Source organism: Hyphomicrobium sp. 2TAF46 (assembly GCF_052114865.1).
Taxonomy (GTDB): domain Bacteria; phylum Pseudomonadota; class Alphaproteobacteria; order Rhizobiales; family Hyphomicrobiaceae; genus Hyphomicrobium_B.
Genome location: NZ_JBFRFO010000010.1, coordinates 125,611 through 139,627, shown reverse-complemented (window position 1 = coordinate 139,627; position 14,017 = coordinate 125,611). Strand labels below are relative to the sequence as shown.

12 protein-coding genes are annotated in these 14,017 nt (G+C 58.6%); 3 read left to right on the top strand and 9 right to left on the bottom strand.

Annotated elements, in window-relative coordinates; genetic code table 11:
* Positions 1-91 precede the first annotated feature (91 nt).
* From AB4Z24_RS19705 to epsC, 3 genes are all read right to left on the bottom strand, one after another.
* Positions 92-2,317, bottom strand: coding sequence for a family 2A encapsulin nanocompartment cargo protein cysteine desulfurase (locus tag AB4Z24_RS19705; protein WP_441710897.1), 2,226 nt, complete (start codon positions 2,315-2,317; stop codon positions 92-94).
* The gene (locus tag AB4Z24_RS19700; protein ID WP_441710895.1) at positions 2,304-3,215 is read right to left on the bottom strand and encodes a family 2A encapsulin nanocompartment shell protein; all 912 of its coding nucleotides are present in this window, start codon (positions 3,213-3,215) and stop codon (positions 2,304-2,306) included. The genes AB4Z24_RS19705 and AB4Z24_RS19700 overlap by 14 nt, the downstream gene beginning before the upstream one ends.
* A 93-nt stretch (positions 3,216-3,308) precedes the next feature.
* On the bottom strand, positions 3,309-4,277 hold the full coding sequence (epsC, locus tag AB4Z24_RS19695) for a serine O-acetyltransferase EpsC (protein ID WP_441710893.1): 969 nt from the start codon (positions 4,275-4,277) through the stop codon (positions 3,309-3,311).
* Positions 4,278-4,695: 418 nt separating this feature from the next.
* Here epsC and AB4Z24_RS19690 point away from each other — a divergent pair, with 418 nt between their 5' ends.
* A complete protein-coding gene (locus tag AB4Z24_RS19690; protein ID WP_441710891.1) occupies positions 4,696-5,628 on the top strand; it encodes a CysB family HTH-type transcriptional regulator in 933 nt (310 codons plus the stop codon).
* 60 nt (positions 5,629-5,688) lie between these two features.
* Here the strand turns inward: AB4Z24_RS19690 and AB4Z24_RS19685 are convergent, their stop codons facing one another.
* From AB4Z24_RS19685 to AB4Z24_RS19660, 6 genes are all read right to left on the bottom strand, one after another.
* The gene (locus AB4Z24_RS19685) at positions 5,689-6,717 is read right to left on the bottom strand and encodes a cysteine synthase A (RefSeq protein WP_441710889.1); all 1,029 of its coding nucleotides are present in this window, start codon (positions 6,715-6,717) and stop codon (positions 5,689-5,691) included.
* A gap of 326 nt (positions 6,718-7,043) precedes the next feature.
* Complete coding sequence (locus tag AB4Z24_RS19680; protein WP_441710888.1) at positions 7,044-7,469, bottom strand: VOC family protein; 426 nt, start codon at positions 7,467-7,469, stop codon at positions 7,044-7,046.
* A 38-nt stretch (positions 7,470-7,507) separates the two neighbouring features.
* Entirely contained in the window at positions 7,508-8,515 is a 1,008-nt protein-coding gene (locus tag AB4Z24_RS19675) for a zinc-dependent alcohol dehydrogenase family protein (RefSeq protein ID WP_441710886.1), read from the bottom strand.
* A 273-nt stretch (positions 8,516-8,788) separates the two neighbouring features.
* Positions 8,789-9,058: a hypothetical protein gene (locus AB4Z24_RS19670; RefSeq protein ID WP_441710884.1), complete on the bottom strand. Its 270-nt coding sequence runs from the start codon at positions 9,056-9,058 to the stop codon at positions 8,789-8,791.
* 84 nt (positions 9,059-9,142) lie between these two features.
* Entirely contained in the window at positions 9,143-10,606 is a 1,464-nt protein-coding gene (locus AB4Z24_RS19665) for a phenylacetate--CoA ligase family protein (RefSeq protein WP_441710882.1), read from the bottom strand.
* A gap of 183 nt (positions 10,607-10,789) precedes the next feature.
* Positions 10,790-11,491 carry a DedA family protein gene (locus AB4Z24_RS19660; RefSeq protein ID WP_441710880.1) on the bottom strand — a complete coding sequence of 234 codons (702 nt, stop codon included), beginning with the start codon at positions 11,489-11,491 and terminating at the stop codon, positions 10,790-10,792.
* A 504-nt stretch (positions 11,492-11,995) separates the two neighbouring features.
* Here AB4Z24_RS19660 and AB4Z24_RS19655 point away from each other — a divergent pair.
* Together AB4Z24_RS19655 and AB4Z24_RS19650 are read left to right on the top strand one after the other, a co-directional pair.
* Positions 11,996-12,667: an alpha/beta fold hydrolase gene (locus AB4Z24_RS19655; protein WP_441710953.1), complete on the top strand. Its 672-nt coding sequence runs from the start codon at positions 11,996-11,998 to the stop codon at positions 12,665-12,667.
* Positions 12,668-12,933: 266 nt separating this feature from the next.
* Positions 12,934-13,965 (top strand): siroheme synthase, encoded by a 1,032-nt coding sequence (locus AB4Z24_RS19650; RefSeq protein ID WP_441710878.1) that lies wholly within the window; start codon positions 12,934-12,936, stop codon positions 13,963-13,965.
* The last annotated feature ends 52 nt before the right edge of the window (positions 13,966-14,017 follow it).

Genomic DNA, 14,017 nt, shown 5'->3' with positions numbered 1-14,017 from the left:
AAAGGCAGCAAAGGCAGCCCGCGCGTTACGGGGCTGCCTTGTTTGTGGCGCGACCTGCCGGTTGCGCCCAGTTCGCTATCTTTCGACGAACTCAGAGCCGAGGAATTGAGGTCTCCGCCTGGATATCCTTGAGCGCGCCGACCAGCACGTCGATTTCTTCGCATGTATTATAGAACGCGAAGGATGGTCGCACCGTCGTCTCCTGGCCGAAGCGACGCAGGATAGGCTGGGCGCAGTGATGGCCTGAACGCACCGCGATGCCGTACTTATTGAGGCGCGCGCCGATTTCTTCACTCGGGACACCTTTGAGGACCAGCGAGATGACACTCGCCTTTTCCGGAGCCGTTCCGATGATGCGAAGGCCCGGGATCTGGAGCAATCTCTCCGTCGCGTAAACGAGCAGCTTGTGTTCGTATTCCGCGATGTTGTGAAGGCCGATGCGCTCGACATAGTCGATTGCTGCACCGAGGCCGACAGCATCGGCGATATTGCCCGTTCCCGCCTCGAACCGTTGCGGCGATTTGTGGAACTCGGTCCGCTCGAAGGTCACGTCGCGGATCATGTTGCCGCCAGTCTGGTAGGGAGGCAACGTGTCCATCAAATCCTTCTTGCCGTACACGACGCCAATGCCTGTCGGGGCAAAAAGCTTGTGTCCTGAAAACACGAAGAAGTCGGCATCGAGGTCCTGCACGTCGACCTTCATGTGGGACACGGACTGCGCGCCATCTACAAGAACGCGCGCCCCGACGCGATGCGCCATCTCGACCATGGCCTTCGCGGGCGTGATCGTGCCGAGTGCGTTCGACACTTGCGTGAACGCGACAAGCTTGGTCCGCGCGTTCAACAGCTTGCCGAACTCATCGAGCAGGAGAGCGCCGCAGTCATCGACTGGCGCGACGCGGAGCTTCGCGCCCTTTTCGAGGCAGAGTTGCTGCCACGGGACGATGTTGGCGTGATGCTCGAGATTAGTTATGACGATCTCGTCGCCCGGACCGACGTGCTGGCGTCCGAACGTCGCCGCGACGAGGTTGACGGCTTCTGTCGCGCCGCGCGTGAAGATGATCTCTTCGGACGATCCGGCATTCAGGAAGCGCGCGACTTTGTTGCGCGCCCCTTCGTAGGCGTCCGTCGCGCGTGCCGCCAGTTCGTGAGCGGCGCGATGGATGTTCGAGTTTTCATGCTCATAGAAATATTTGAGCCGCTCGATGACCGATCTTGGCTTTTGTGTCGTCGCTGCATTGTCGAACCAGATCAGCGGGCGGCCGTTGACTGTTTCGTTGAGGATCGGGAAGTCGCGCCGGACGGCATCGACATCGAAGCCGCGGCCGTTGCCGAGAGAGGTTGTCGCCGTGGCGAGGCTTTCGGGATTCGCAGACTTGCCTGCGGGAACTGCAGCGGACGGAAGGAAATAGAGGTTCGATCCCGTCTCGCCGAGCAAGGAGCTGACGGGGTCGGCCGCCAACGGCGCGAGCAACGATTTCAATTCTGCTTCGTAGGGAATGCCGAGGACATCGAAGTCGAGCGCTGATCCGGCGGAGCGTGGCGTTTCAATGCCGGTATGGTCATTGAGAATTTGCGGCGGTGGCGTAGCGGCGGGTGCGGTCGGAGGTGAGGTCCGGTCGATCCCGGGAAGAGCCTCCACGGAACGCGGGCTTTCAGGGCGCCCAGGGATTCCCTTCGAGGCCCCATATCCCGATTGGGATGGGCTTGCATCGATACTCGAGGGGAGGGAACCGGGTGGCGTACCGATCAATGCATCAATGCTTTTCAGATCGAGCGCAGAGACATCTGCGGGCAGCGGATCAGCAGGTGCCGCCGGCACTCCGATGCCCGGCGTTTGTTGGTTCACCGGAATTGATGCCGGAGAAACGTATCCAGCATCGACATAAGGCGAGGCTCCGATGCCCGGAAGCGAAATCCCGGTCACGCCGTTGAGGGGTAGCGAGGTCGCGCCGTTGCCGATCAGCGCTACCGGCGCGCCCTGACCATTTCCGTAGGCATCCTGCGTCGAAAGCGGAGAAGCCCCCGCGATCGACGTTGCTCCAGGAACGGGAACGGGCGACGTCGCTGCTGCGGCAGCATGCGGAGCCGTACTGCCGGCAACGTCCGTTGGGGACGCGCCGAGCCCGCTCAGCGATGGGCCAGCCGGAAGCGGCACGGATTGACCGGGAAGCGCCGCGAACAGTTCGTTCGCGAGCTTCGTCAATGTTCCGACATCGGGCAAGCCGGCCGGGGGGCGAACGCCCGCATCCGGGCTGAGCGCCGCAGCAGCGAGCGCGTCAAGGCCCGTGCTTCGTCCGAGATCAGCTGTAGGCATGATACTTGGTCACATCCACGTTCTCGAGAATACCCACGGCGTCATCTGTCAGGATGGCGAGAGAGCAATAGAGCGACACAAGATAGGACGCGATGGCTTGATCGTTGATACCCATGAAGCGGACCGAGAGGCCCTTCGAAAGTTCGCCGGGAAGCCCGGGCTGGAAGAGGCCAACGATGCCCTGCTTTGCCTCACCCGTCCGGATCAGGAGGATGTTGGTCTTGCCGCCCTTCACTTCGATCTTGTCGGACGGGACGAGCGGGATACCGCGCCATGTGATGAACGGCGATCCGAACAGCGTAACAGTCGGCGGCGGAACACCGCGGCGCGTGCACTCGCGACCGAAGGCAGCAATCGCCTGCGGGTGAGCGAGGAAGAATGCGGGCTCTTTCCAAACTTTTGTGATCAGCTCATCGAGATCGTCCGGCGTCGGTGCGCCTGTCCGCGTGCGGATCTTCTGAGCAGCCGTGGCATTCGGAATGATGCCGTATTCCTTGTTGTTGATCAGCTCGCTTTCCTGGCGCTCCTTCACCGTCTCGATCGTCAGGCGAAGCTGCTCTTTGATCTGGTTGTGCGGAATGCTGTAGAGATCCGAGACGCGGGTATGAATGTCGAGAACAGTCTGAACGGCGCTCAACAGATATTCGCGCGGGTTGTCGACGTAATCGACGAACGTCTGCGGCAGGATGCGTTCGTCGCGCAGCGAGCAGGCAACCTCGACCCGATCCGCATCCTTGACCTTGTTCACGCGATAGATGCCCGCCTCGACGGGGACCCAGCTCAAGAAATGTACGAGCCACTTCGGAGTGATGCTCGACATTTGCGGCACGGTCTTGGTCGCATTGGCCAATTGCCGGGCGGCAATGTCACCTAAAGCCGTTTGGACGTCGTCTGCCATATCATACCCATTTTCTGTTAAATTGTAGATTTTAAATTCTATGATATGCTTATTCAGCGAACGAATAAGCGTGTCAACGTTGTTATATTGGAATTAGATCCCTGCGCCTTGCTCGAAGGTCTCGCTTCGCGCTTGAGCTTGGACGATGGTGCTTTGGGGAGCGACGCTGTGTGTCAGCCAGACGTTGCCGCCGATCGATGAGCCTCGTCCGATCGTGATCCGGCCAAGGATGGTTGCGCCCGCGTAGATAACGACATCATCTTCGACGATGGGATGACGCGGCTCGCCTTTGACGAGGGCGCCGTGTTCGTCGACGGAGAACCGCTTCGCTCCGAGTGTCACAGCCTGATAGATACGGACACGTTCCCCGATGATCACCGTTTCACCGATGACGACGCCCGTGCCGTGATCGATGAAGAAGTTGCCGCCGATTTTTGCGCCGGGGTGGATGTCGATCCCCGTTTGCGAATGCGCTAACTCCGCAATGATGCGCGCAACCACGGGCGCGCCCAAGGCGTGCAACGCGTGCGCGATCCGGTGGTAAATGATTGCTTTCACCCCGGGGAAGCTGAGGAGCACTTCCTCGGTACTGCGCGCGGATGGATCGCCGTCGTATGCGGCGCGAATATCGCTTTCCAAGAGTTCGTAAATGCCGGGGAGTTTTTGTGTGAACTCGGCGACGATGACTTCAGCCGGTCGCGTGTTCAGGCTTGGCCCCAACCGCGCAGGGTCGATAAAACCCTGCTCGCGCCTCACCTGCTCGGACAGAAGATGCAGAGCTTCGTTGAGCGTGCTGCCAACGAAAAAGGCTAGACCCTCCTCACTGTGGTCGACGGCTCCAGCGTGACGCGGAAATAGAGACGCATAGAGCCTGGTTACGACCTGCTGAAGCAGCTCAGGAGACGGGATCGGCGCACGGCGATTTCCTGCCGAAATCACCCGCGGGCTTCGGCGGCGTGCATCGCGCAGGGCGCCGACGATCGCATCGATGTCCCACGGCTGAACGCCACGCTCTTCCTGGTCAATTTCACTTTCGATTGTGGGGAGAAAATCGTTAGGCACGTTTGAATCCACTGCGTTGTTTCCGGTCGTCCCGTGCGGTGCCTTGGGGAAATTGCGTTCCCCGGTCGTCGTCGATCGCACGCTATTTTGCGAGGAAATATAAATCGTTAGGTCGATTGGATTAGGCCAACGCGAGCTTCCGGCGAGGTGCAGCGCGTCGGTTGATTATCAACGCTCTTCCTGTTTTGAAATTTCTTCGGGTTTCGTTTTTTCAAAGCCGATGCGCCAAGCAAACGAAAAAATATTCATAAGCTCAGTCGTATTTCTCCAATGGAAGTCTGCGAGCCTGTTCGCCGAGAAATCTCTTGATAAGGATTTTTTTTCTTTGAGGAGAGGTGGAGGCAGGTAGCTTATGGCGCACCGAACCGCGGGGCCCATTCCAGGCCTCACTTGAAGCAATCAAGGGTCTTGCCACGTCATGAATTTTCAGCAGCTGAGGATTATTCGCGAAACCGTAAGGCACCGCTTTAATCTTACCGAGGCAGCCAACGTCTTGCTGACCTCGCAATCGGGCCTCAGCAAGCATATCCGGGACCTGGAGGCTGAGCTTGGAGTGGAAATTTTCGTCCGCCACGGAAAGCGCTTGCTGGGGCTGACCGAACCCGGAAAAGAAGTGGCGAAGATCGTGGAGCGCATGCTCGTCGACGCCGAGAATCTCTCGCGCGTGGTGGCGGATTTCTCGAGCGGCAACGAAGGCCTGTTGAAGGTTGCGACAACTCACACGCAAGCGCGATACACGTTGCCCCCAGTCATCGCCGAATTCAAAAAGGCATTTCCGCAAGTGCGGCTGCAAATGCAGCAAGCCAGTCCGAAGGATCTGCCGGCAATTTTGCTGGCTGGTTATGCGGACATCGCGATTGCGACTGACACGCTCGACGGCCACCCGGGCATCCTCGCATTTCCCTACCAGACATGGGATCACGCCGTGGTCGTTCCCCACGGCCATCCGCTGACGACGGAGCAGCCGTTGATGCTGCCGGCGATCGCCGAATGGCCAATCATCACGTACGACGAAGGATTGACCGGACGACAACGGATCGATCATGCATTTGAATTGGCGGGCCTCAATCCGGACATCTCAATCACGGCGCTCGATGCCGACGTCATCAAGGCCTACGCAGAATTGGGATTGGGCGTCGGCATTATCGCGTCAGTTGCCTACGATCCGGACCAGGATCGAAAGCTCGTAAGGCTGGATGCGCGCGATCTCTTTCAGCCGAGCACGTCAAGCATTGCGATCTGCCGGGGGCGTCTACTCCGGCGGTATGCGTATCGGTTTGTCGAGCATTGCAATCCGAAGATCACGGAGAGTGTCATCAGGGCCGCTGACCGCGATCGAAACATCGACTAAGGGTGCAATGCACACTCCTGTCGCGGGCGTGGCGCTGAGCAGGAGCGCGCTCGACGTTCATTACTCTGTGCAGGACGCGCCCGGCCGCCTTTGGAGCCACGCCGGTATCGGCAGGTTTCTCTCGCGAAGGAATTCGGGGTTGAACATCTTCGATTGGTAGCGGGTGCCGAGATCGCACAAGATCGTCACGATGACATGATTGGGGCCAAGGGCCTTAGCCAACCGGATGGCGCCCGCAACATTCACGCCGCTCGAACTGCCGACGCAAAGGCCTTCCTCCGACAGGAGGTCGAACGCAATCGCGAGGGACTCAGAGTCCGGGATTTGGAATGAGAAATCGGGGGTGAAGCCCTCAAGATTTTTTGTGATGCGACCCTGTCCGATTCCTTCCGTTATGGACGTTCCTTCGGCGTGCAGCTTGCCGCTCGTATAGAAGCTATAGAGTGCCGCGCCTGGAGGGTCGGCGAGAGCGATCTTGATCGAGCTGTTCCGTTCCCTCAGCCCTTGCGCGACGCCGGCCAACGTGCCTCCCGTGCCGACGGCCGATACGAACGCGTCTACTTTTCCTTCAGTCTGATGCCAGATCTCGGCGGCCGTTGTTTCAACGTGTGCCTGACGATTGGAGATATTGTCGAACTGATCCGCCCAGATCGCTCCGTTTGGTTCGCTTGCAGCGCGAGACTGGGCGACCCGCTCAGAGTACTTCACGTAATTATTGGGGTTGCTGTAAGGGACGGACGGAACCTCGATGACCTCCGCACCGAGCAGCCGCAGCGTGTCCTTCTTTTCGATCGACTGTGTCTCTGGAACGACGATGACGGTGCGGAAGCCCATTGAGTTCCCGATAATCGTCAGCCCGATGCCCGTGTTCCCAGCCGTGCCTTCCACGATAACGCCGCCAGGCTGCAATCGCTTTTTTGCGATAGCATCCTGAATAATATAAAGCGCCGCGCGATCCTTGACGGATTGGCCGGGGTTCATGAACTCCGCTTTGGCGAGAATTGTGCATCCCGTTTCTTCGGACGCGCGCCGGAGCTTGATGAGTGGTGTGTTGCCGACGGCCTCGGCTACAGTTGAAGCGAATGTCACGGTCTTCTCGATGATTGATGTCTGATTTGGCGCTACGCTCAGCTGACCGAGCGATTGAAGGGAGCAGCCAGGGGTAGGGGCGGTTGAATTGGATAGAAGTCAACGTGGAAAGCGAGAGCGTTCCTAAGTCGACGTGGAAATCGTGCGGGTCGTGGCTCTAAATCAACGGGTTGGCATTGTGCCGCCGCGCTTTACGATCGAAGCGGAAATTCTGCGCACAGACAGCTATCTGTTTTAGCGGATGCGGCATCTCGCCGACAATTTTTCTGCGGCCGCCGAGACACTTCCGTTCGGGGCTTCGATCTCGTCGTCCAGGACGCCGGTCGCTACGATCTGCTCGGGCCTAGTGGCGTCTCGGAAGAAGATATTTCTATGAGATTGCCGTCAGGATCCCGGCAGTAAACGGAGCGGATGTTGCCCATCGCCCCACGTTTGCTTACGGGCCCGAGAACGATCTCGACACCAGACGCCGCCAGATGATGCGAGACCTCTTCGGGTGAGTAATTGGTCAGAAAGCAAAGATCGCCGCTGCCGGCAGCTGGATGTTCGGCAGTGAACCATTCGACCGGGCTGGTATTGATCGGACGAAGATTGATCTTCTCAGTGCCGAACTTCACGCTCGTTCTGGGTGTTTTGCCCGAAAGCCGATCCTCCTCGCGGGTCATGCCGAGCACCCGCTCATACCAGCCGGCGGAGGTTTCAACATCGCGCACGTTCAAGACAAAATGATCGACGGAAATGACATTCAACATTGCGGTGGTCTCCTGCAATTCGCTGCATTTTTCGTTCGTCAGAAATCCAGAGAGATCTTGCCGAAGTGCCGCCCTTCTTCTTGCAGCCGGAACGCATGTGCGATGTCGGCAAGGCTGAAGCTGCGGTCGATCACCGGTCGCAATCCGATTGCGTTGATGCCGCGAACGAACTCGTTCTGCTCGCGCCGGCTGCCAACGATGAGGCCTTGCAGGCGTGCCTGCCTTGCCATCAGCAGAGCGGTGGGAACATTGCCGCCGAGACCGGTGAGCACGCCTATCAGTGCGATGTGTCCACCGATTGCGACCGAAGCAATGGATTGCGGGAGGGTTCCCGGTCCGCCGACTTCGACGACGTAATCGACACCTCGTCCGCCGGTGAGTTCGCGAACGCGGGTGCTCCACGCCGGGATGCTTTTGTAATTGATAAGATGATCGGCGCCGAGCGTACGCGCGCGTTCAAGCTTTTCGTCGGATGATGACGTCACGATCACTTCCGCGCCCATGGCTTTGGCGATTTGCAGGGCGAAGATCGATACGCCGCCAGTCCCCTGCACGAGCACGGTGTCGCCGGCTTTCAGCCGTCCGTCGACCACAAGGGCGCGCCATGCGGTGAGGCCAGCCGTAGTCAGCGTTGCCGCTTCGGCGTGGCTGAAGCCTTTCGGCACGTGGGTGAACCAGGTCGCCGGACGGACGACGGTTTCGGCCGCATAGCCGTCGATGCCGTCGCCCGGCGTGAAGGCGAAATTATCGACCTCGGGTGGACCATCCTGCCAGAGCGGGAAGAAGCACGAGACGACGTGGTCGCCAGCTTTGAATTCGGTAACGCTTTCGCCGACATCTTCGACGACGCCTGCGCCGTCTGACATCGGAATTCGTCCATCGTCTGCTTTCATTTTGCCGGAGACGACGAGATAGTCGTGAAAATTTAGCGAATTCGCATGAATGCGGACGCGGATTTGACCTGGACCGGCCTTGCCTGGATCTGGCAGGTCGACGAGGGCAAGGTTGTCCAGTCCGCCAGGAGCGGAGATTTTGATCGCTTTCATGTCATGTATCCCGTCTTCAAAGCGGCATCCTCCCAAGCATTCCGGCGCGCCGATCCGTTTCGCGCCATGCCGCAGAGTGTGCCGACATTGCGATGTTCTGATCAATGCGCTCTTTTGCGCCGCTGAGCGGAAACAATCGAATTAAAATTCGAAGTTCTGCAGGACTGATCGGCTCAGCGCTTGGCTTTCAAATCGGATGTCGTGAGATCAGGAGCATTGCAAAATGAATGGGAATGAAAGAGGGCCGCTGGCTCGCCCGCGGCCCTTATCAAATCAAGCGCCGATACCAAGCGCTATCGAGCCCGAGCGAGTCTCGACGCTATAAATTCCGAGAAAGGTCTCGCCTTTGTGGACGCCCGTCGTTAGCAGGCCGTTTATCTCGAAAGTAAAACCTTCCGCCATTTCTTCTATGCGCGCGATCGATGCGTCTGTCGCATCACCCTCAAGAACGAAGTGAACCTGCTCGCGTTCAGGATAAGCCAGCGCAGACCGCAGAGCCGGTTTGTCGGGACCGTCGACGATCTTCAGGATTTTTCTGGTCATGACTGACACTCCGAAAAAATTCCCCCTCCAGTTTCAACTGAATTCAGCAGCCGGGGTTCCTCGCAAAGGCGCGCGGTTCGGTCTTCAGCCAGCTTCTGCCGTTCGCGACCTCTCGAGTTCAGAAGATGTGGCTGGCGGCGGTCCGAAAACATTCTTCGCGCGTCGAACCTTGCCTGACTCCTCAGGGAGAATTCGATCGACAAGTTCGATATCGATGTGGATCACATTGGCGAGACCTTCGGCCGTCACGGACTGCTGAATATATCGATTGAGTTTTTCAGCCGATAACGTTTCCCCCGGCAGCGGCGCGGCCCGGAAAACGAAGCGGTTAACCCCGGTCTGTAGGAATTGATGCTCGGCAAGCTTCGTCTCGTTGTGGAGGGCAAGAAGAAAGACGTAGTACGGGAGATCACGTATTTCGCCGTTGACGTTAACCCAGAACTGATCCTTCGAACGGCCTTGGACGGCTTGGATGAGAGGCAGTAGGCTGCCGCATTCGCATGGTGTTGCGCTAATGGTGACGATGTCGTCGACCTCGTAGCGAATGATCGGCTGGGCGAGATTATAGAGGTTGGTCAAAAGGACCTTTGCCCCAGGGCTCCCGTTCGGCACGGGTTTGCCGTTGGCGTCGACGACTTCGAGGAAAGCGAGTTCGTCGTTGAGGTGGCTGCCATGCGTCGTCTGGCATCCGCAGGTCAGCGCCATGCACTCGGCCATGCTGTAGACATTGGTAATGTGAACGCCGAAGGCCTTCTCCACACGTTGCGCGATGGGCTCGGGAAGCGGCTCGCTGATGTTGGTCATCTGTTCGAGATCACCTCGTAGCTTGAGCCGCCCGGCATGAAGTTCGCGGGTGATCGTTTCGAGCGAGCTCGTGTAGCCGGTGATGAAGTTCGGCTGAAACTCATTGATCTTCTGTACGAGCACATCGGGCGGATCGAACACGGAGAGGCGTTGCAACTTGAGGAAGCGGCGCGCCCGTTCGGGGAAGTAGTTGAAGAACGTGCTGCTCGGGTAGAAGCCCGGCTTCTGCGTGATGATGGAAAAGCGCGCCGGATTGAACAGCCGCTGAAGATGCGGGAGGAACCTGCGGCTGACCTTCTTGCCGCGAGCGAACTGTGCCGCAAAGGTCGTCAGGATCGCGGGCTTGTCTTGAACGATGATGGCCGGCTGACCTTGGCTTCCCGAGGTGTGGCAGACGGCGAATTTGTCCTTGTAGTAGGAGCCAATGTTTGCCGCGTCGGACATGAAGTTTTCAATGTCGGCACGGCGAAGTTCGCGGTCAGTGAAGATATCGTCGAGGTTCGCCATCATGGCGACCTTCGTGAGGGTCGGAAGATCGGTGATTGCGCATGTCCTCAGGTCGATGCCCTGGAACTGTTTCCGATAGTACGGGGAATTGTCGTAGGCATATTGAAGGAGCTTACGAAAGCGCGCCTCCTTGGCTTTTGCCCTGCGTTCGAGGTCTTGGGGACGAGGGGGCAGCAGTGAGCGGATGGCGCGGGCCAGCTTCACTTGATCGTAAGCGGCTGTAAGAAATCCTCTCATCTGAGATATGCCTTTGCGATGGTTTCAGTGTTCATAGATACGTCGTTCCCATGAGCGGCGGGACGCAAGCAATCTTCGCCGGGCATGACGGGCAAGCGAATGATCACAGAAATCACTGACGCGTCCTGCTTTTTCAAGGCATGCACGCCGATCCTTTTTGTCGTCGGGGCCGGTTGAATCGGTTCAGCCCGCTTGCGGTGGGCCTCCCGGATGGAGGCCGGGCAGCGGCCCAGGTAGCGAAGCTTCCGCCTCGGCCTGAAGTTCTGCTTCATGACGCTTTAAGTAAACAAAGATCAGGACCGCAATGGCTGCGGCAATTATCCCACCGATAACGCCGGCCGGTCCCTGCAGCTGGTGAATGCCACGGCCCAAGGTGTAGGCGGAGATTCCAACGATGCTTGCCCAAATAAGTCCGCCGAGCGCATTGGCGATGAGAAAGCGAGGCCAGGCCAAGCGATTGATGCCAGCCAGTAACGCCGCGAGGAACCTCAGAACGGCGAAAAAACGGCCGAAGAAGACGATTTTTCCGCCGTACTTCTGGAAGAGATATTGACCGAGTTTGATGCGACCTTCGGTCAAGCCGACGTAGGAACCAAACTTGACGACCAGTGGATATCCGAATTCCCGGCCGATGAGATAGCCGATGTTATCGCCGACTATGGCACCGATGGTTGCTGCGGCGATAACCATGGCGATGTTGCCATCATGGGTTGCCGCGTAGACCGATGCCAGGATCAGCACTGCTTCGCCCGGCAACGGAATGCCTAAGCTTTCGAGCCCGACGATGAGGGCAACGGTCCAAACGCCGTATGTCTGAAATAAGTGATGCAGCTCATCTGGCGAGATCAAAAGCCATTCCTTTTTCGCAAACAGAGCAAAAGTCACTGGTCGTCCCGTCGGCTCCGCTATGCGGGATCATCGCGCCAATAATCAAGACGGACAGGTGCGAACGAGCACTGCGTCCGTGGAATAGTGAAGTAACTGCGGAGGGGAAAGGGTTAGCGAAAGGTCAAAGTTCCTACGGTCGGATTGGGCCTGTTCAATCAATGTGGCGGTGCAATAGACCATCAACCATTGCGGCAAATAGAGCCAGTTGTTCCGCTTGCGGATTTGAAAGTCCGATTTCAAAAATGGGATATGTTCTGGTTGCCTAAAGACATATGGGCGGGTCAATCGCTATCGGGGCTTTCCACGGGCGCCGGTGGGGACGCAGCATTTCGACTCTTTTGTATGCCGGAATTGTCTTTTTACCGGGCGCCCAATCATCAGCAACTGACCGCGCGGGCTCGCTTCCATTTGCGTCGCGCAAACTGGCAGCGGATTACAACGCCGGTCGCCGATATTCAAACTTATATTTTCGATCCGGACTGCAGGGAGCCGTTGGGTACCGTGCTCGTCGTCCATGGCTGGACAGGCGAGGCTTCATTCATGACGGCCATTGCCGAACCCATACGGCGGGCCGGATATCGCGTCGTTCTGTTCGATTTGCCGGCACACGGTTTGAGCGGCGAGCACTCGACCAATCTCATCGAATGTGCGCGCGCAACGGCAATCATCGGCCGTCACTTCGGGCCGCTTAGTGCCATTGTCGCGCATTCGTTTGGCGGCATGATTTCGCTTGTTGCCGTCGAGGGGCACGCGCCAATGCCGCATGCGCTCGCGGTGCCTCGCATCGTGCTCGTTGCGTGTCCCAATCGGCTTTCAAAGGTCACGGGCGAGTTCGGCGAGCATTGGGGATTGGACAGTGCAGGGCGCCGTGCGTTCGAGGCACGCCTCGAACGTGTTTCGGGCCGGCCGCTTTCGTGCTTCACGGTCGTCAAACTTTTGCGAGCGACTGGCTGCGCGGCCCTCGTCGTTCACGATCGCGAAGACCGCGAAGTTTCGTTTGATTGCGCCGAAGAAATTGCATCAAAAACCGAAAACTCGGAATTGCTGACGTACTCAGGGTTTGGTCATCGCAATATTCTCTTTGCGCCTCCCGTGGCGAGAATGATTGTCTCGTATCTATTGCGAGCCGAGGATATCGCTGAGCAACGCGTCTATACCGTTAGCGCCGCCTGACCATATTGGCCCGCGAAAGCTCCCGGAAATCTGAGCTTCGCGTCGCGTTAATCGTTAGAATTATATATATAATAGAAATGCGGAATATCGAACTGCTGCCGTTGGGGGGCGCGCCCGTCGGCGATGTCTCCGGTATTCAAAGAGCCTCGGAGTAACCAGCTTCTGAGGTCGTTCGCTTGGAAAGCCTTGTTCGTTCGGCGCGTGGCGGATAGGAACACGCAACTTTACAGCGTCGCATCGCCGGCGAATACGGGCTCGTGGAACCAATGCCGGACGAAAAATCGAGCACCGCCAATTCAAAAGGCCACCGCATCTCGGCGTTGGCGGTTTTGCCCGTATTCTTCAAGCTTGACGGCAAGAGGGTCGTTCTGGCGGGGGGCGGCGAGCCATCGCTCTGGAAGGCGGAGCTTCTGTCGGCTGCAGGGGCTCACGTGGAGGTTTTTTCTGAGAGCTTTGCCGACGGCTTTCGAGGGCTGGCGTCTTCGCCGCCAAACGGCCGGGTCGACCTGAAGGTCCGGCATTGGACACCCGAGGATCTCACCGCGGCTGCAATGGCCGTTGGCGCTTTCAGCAATGACGAAGAGGCGGCTCAATTCGCATCCGCTGTGCGGGCGGCCGGTGTTCCCGTCAACGTCATCGATCGCCCGGCGTTCTGCGATTTTCAGTTCGGCGCAATCGTCAATCGTTCGCCGCTCGTCGTTGGGGTTTCGACGGATGGCGCGGCGCCCGTGTTCGGGCAAGCGATCCGCTCACTCATCGAAGGCTTGCTGCCTGAGAGTTTCAAGCTTTGGGCCGAGGCTGCCCGCAGCTTGCGCGGCGAGGGCGACCGTCTCGGCGACACGATGGAGAAGAAGAGGCGCTTCTGGCAGATGTTCACGGATCTCGCGCTCCGTAACTCCGGTCGCGGACCGGCTTCGGCTGAACTTGCGGAATTGATGAGCGAAGCGCCAGACAAAGCCGCCCGGCATCCGGTCGTGATTATCGAGATCGGACCTCACGGCGCGGAGGCTTTGACTCTTGGCGCTATTCGGGTGCTTCGCGGAGCCGACGACATCTTTTTCGATGAGGACGTGCCGGCGTCCGTGACGGAGTTCGCCCGTCGCGAAGCGCGAAGGCACCCAGTTTCGGCCGGACAAGCGGTCGCCGATGAGATGATGTCGGCGGCCGCAAGGGGGGGCCGGCTGGTTCGGATCAGAATGAGCGTCTGGTTAGGGGCCAACGAGGGGCCCGATGAGGCCGCCCTACTCCGGGCGGCGGGGGTTCCGGTCGTCGTAGTGGCGCCGGGTCATATTCCTTGACGCGTCCCTTGTTCTCCAGGGACTTGGCATTCCATTACCAGTTTCCTGAGCT